This is a genomic window from Kitasatospora sp. NPDC059803, from assembly GCF_042732255.1.
In the GTDB taxonomy this organism is placed as follows: Bacteria; Actinomycetota; Actinomycetes; order Streptomycetales; family Streptomycetaceae; genus Kitasatospora.
The window spans coordinates 4,119-7,115 of sequence record NZ_JBHWIJ010000189.1; the positions used below are offsets into that span (position 1 = coordinate 4,119).

The following is a 2,997-nucleotide window of genomic DNA, read 5'->3' on the forward strand; positions in this document are numbered from 1 at the left end:
CTACGGCGGCGGGCCGGGCGGGCGCGCGAACCAACGCCATCCCGCCCGCCCGGGCCGCCCCGCCCCCCCCCCGCGCCCGCGCCGCCCCGTCCCACGGGTGCGGCGCCTGGTTGTCACTGCTTTCGCTACGAGTCGTAGCGTAACTGGAGCCGGGGTCCCGGCCGCAAGCCCCACCGGCGGTTCCGCGACGTGACCTGCCCCACTTTCCGGGGCGGCCCGGCTGCCCGAACGGGCGAACAGCCGCTACCGTTACCAGCCCCACCCATGTTACTCACCAGTAGAGCGCAAGGAGGCCCGGTTGCCGGCCCCCCAGCCCCCCGCGAACCCGGACGTCACGGGCCCGGAGACCGCGGACGGCCCCGCCCCCTCGGCGGGTGCCACGACCAGGGCCAAGGGGCGCCCGCGCAGTGCCGCCGCCGACCGCGCCATCCTCGACGCCACCCGCGAGGCCCTCGCCGAACTCGGCTGGGGCGGGCTGACCATGGGCCACGTCGCGACCCGCGCCAAGGTCGCCAAGACCACCCTCTACCGCCGCTGGCCGTCCAAGAACGAACTCGTGGTGGACGCCGTCGCCAGCCTCTTCGACGACCTGGTGATGCCCGACCTCGGCAGCCTGCGGGCCGACATCGAGGCGGTGGTCGCCCAGTTCGCCGACCTGCTGGCCCGCCCCGAGACCCAGGCCGCGCTGCTCGCGCTGTTCGCCGAGGGCACCCGCGACCCGCACCTGCGCCGCCGGATCCGGGAGGCCATCGTCGACCCGCAGAAGCGCCTGGTCCGGCAGGGCCGGGCGGCCGCCCAGACGCGCGGCGAACTCGCCCCGGACGCCGACCCGCGGACGGCCCGCGAGGAGATCGACATCATCTTCGACACCATCGCCGGGACGGTCGAGCACCGCGTCCTGGTCAGCGGCGAGCCGATCACCGCCGACTGGACCCGCCGCTTCACCAACCTGCTGCTCGGCCCCTTCCCCAGCCTGCTGGGCGACTAGGGCGTGTTTCAAAATTCCCGCCCGGCCGAGGGCACGGCAAAGCCGCCCCGCACGAAGAAGCTCCGTACGGGGCGGCCCACCGGCGCGTCCTAGAAGGACGCGTTCTCCCGGTACGTCCCCCACTCCTCGCGCAGCGCGTTGCAGATCTCGCCCAGGGTCGCCTCGGCACGCACCGCGTCCAGCATCGGCGGGATCATCGACTCGCCCGAGCGCGCGGCCGCCAGCATGGCGTCCAGCCCGGCCCGCACCGCCGCCTCGTCCCGGGCCTCCTTGCGCTCGCGCAGCACCCGCACCTGCTCGCGTTCGACCTCGTGGCTGACCCGCAGGATCTCCAGTTCGGGGGTGACGCTGCGCGGGTGGCAGTTGACGCCGACCACGCGCTTGTCCCCCTTCTCCACCGACTGCTGGTACTGGAAGGCCGCCTCGGCGATCTCGCCGGTGAACCAGCCCTCCTCGATCCCGCGCAGGATGCCGGAGGTGATCGGGCCGATCCCGTGGTCCTCGCGGCCCTTGTCGAGGATCCGCTGGAAGATCGCCTCGGCCTGCTGCTCGATCCGGTCGGTGAGCGCCTCGACGTACCAGGAACCGCCCAGCGGGTCGGCCACGTTGGCGACGCCGGTCTCCTCCATCAGCACCTGCTGGGTGCGCAGGGCGATCTCGGCGGCCTGCTCGGAGGGCAGCGCCAGGGTCTCGTCCAGGGCGTTGGTGTGCAGCGAGTTGGTGCCGCCGAGCACCGCGGACAGCGCCTCCACGGCGGTGCGGACCACGTTGTTGTACGGCTGCTGCGCGGTCAGCGAGACGCCGGCGGTCTGGGTGTGGAAGCGCAGCCACTGCGCCTTGTCGGTCTTGGCGCCGAAGCGGTCGCGCATCCAGCGGGCCCAGATCCGGCGCGCGGCGCGGAACTTGGCGATCTCCTCGAAGAAGTCCAGGTGCGCGTCGAAGAAGAAGGACAGGCCGGGCGCGAAGACGTCCACGTCCAGGCCCCGGGACAGGCCCAGTTCGACGTAGGCGAAGCCGTCGGCGAGGGTGTACGCGAGCTCCTGCGCGGCCGTCGCCCCGGCCTCGCGGATGTGGTAGCCGGAGACGGACAGCGGCTTGTACGCGGGGATGCCGTGGGCGCAGTACGCCATCAGGTCGCCGATCAGCCGCAGGTGCGGCTCGGGGGCGAAGAGCCACTCCTTCTGGGCGATGTACTCCTTGAAGATGTCCGTCTGCAGGGTGCCGTTGAGCACCGCCGGGTCGACGCCCTGGCGTTCGGCGGCGACCAGGTACATGCAGAAGATCGGGACGGCCGGGCCGCTGATCGTCATCGAGGTGGTGACCTCGCCGAGCGGGATGCCGTTGAACAGCACCTCCATGTCGGCGGCCGAGTCGATGGCGACGCCGCAGTGGCCCACCTCGCCGAGCGACTTGGCGTCGTCGGAGTCGTAGCCCATCAGGGTGGGCATGTCGAAGGCGACCGAGAGGCCGCCGCCGCCCGCCTCCAGGATCATCCGGTAGCGCTCGTTGGTCTGCTGCGCGTTGCCGAAGCCAGCGAACTGGCGGATGGTCCAGGTGCGGCCCCGGTAGCCGGTCGGGTGCAGCCCTCGGGTGAAGGGGTACTCGCCCGGCCAGCCGATCCGCTCGAAGCCCTCGACGGCCTGCCCGGGGGCGGGCCCGTACATCGGCTCGACCTCGTCGCCGGACAGGGTGGTGAAGTCCGCGTCCCGCTTGCGGGCGCTGTCGTACCGCTGCTGCCAGCGCTGCCGTCCGCGCTCGATCTCCTCGGCGTCCATGACCCCGAACTCCGCTCCGTACGGCCGCCACGGCACCGGGGCGGCACAGCTATTAGGACGTCCTACTAATTTACTCGGACGTCCTAGTAGCTGTCGATGGATGCCGGGGTCGAAACGCCGGGGGCCGCAAACGCGCAGTGGCCCCGGCCCCCCCCGGGGCTCGGGCCACGCCGCGGGGGGGGGTAAGCTAGCCGGCGGGCGGGGGGGGGGGGCGCCCGCCCGCGGCCCCGCGCG

Annotated in this window: 2 protein-coding genes; one reads left to right on the plus strand and one right to left on the minus strand. The window is 72.9% G+C overall.

Annotation, left to right across the window (positions count from 1 at the left end; translation table 11 throughout):
- The first annotated feature begins 427 nt into the window (after positions 1 to 427).
- Positions 428 to 988, plus strand: a complete 561-nt coding sequence (locus tag ACFV6I_RS26155; protein WP_380336823.1) for a TetR/AcrR family transcriptional regulator — start codon at positions 428 to 430, stop codon at positions 986 to 988.
- Between the two features lie 89 nt (positions 989 to 1,077).
- On the opposite strand, the gene ACFV6I_RS26160 is transcribed toward ACFV6I_RS26155, so the two are convergent.
- Entirely contained in the window at positions 1,078 to 2,763 is a 1,686-nt protein-coding gene (locus ACFV6I_RS26160; protein ID WP_380427969.1) for a methylmalonyl-CoA mutase, read from the minus strand.
- Between the last annotated feature and the right edge of the window lie 234 nt (positions 2,764 to 2,997).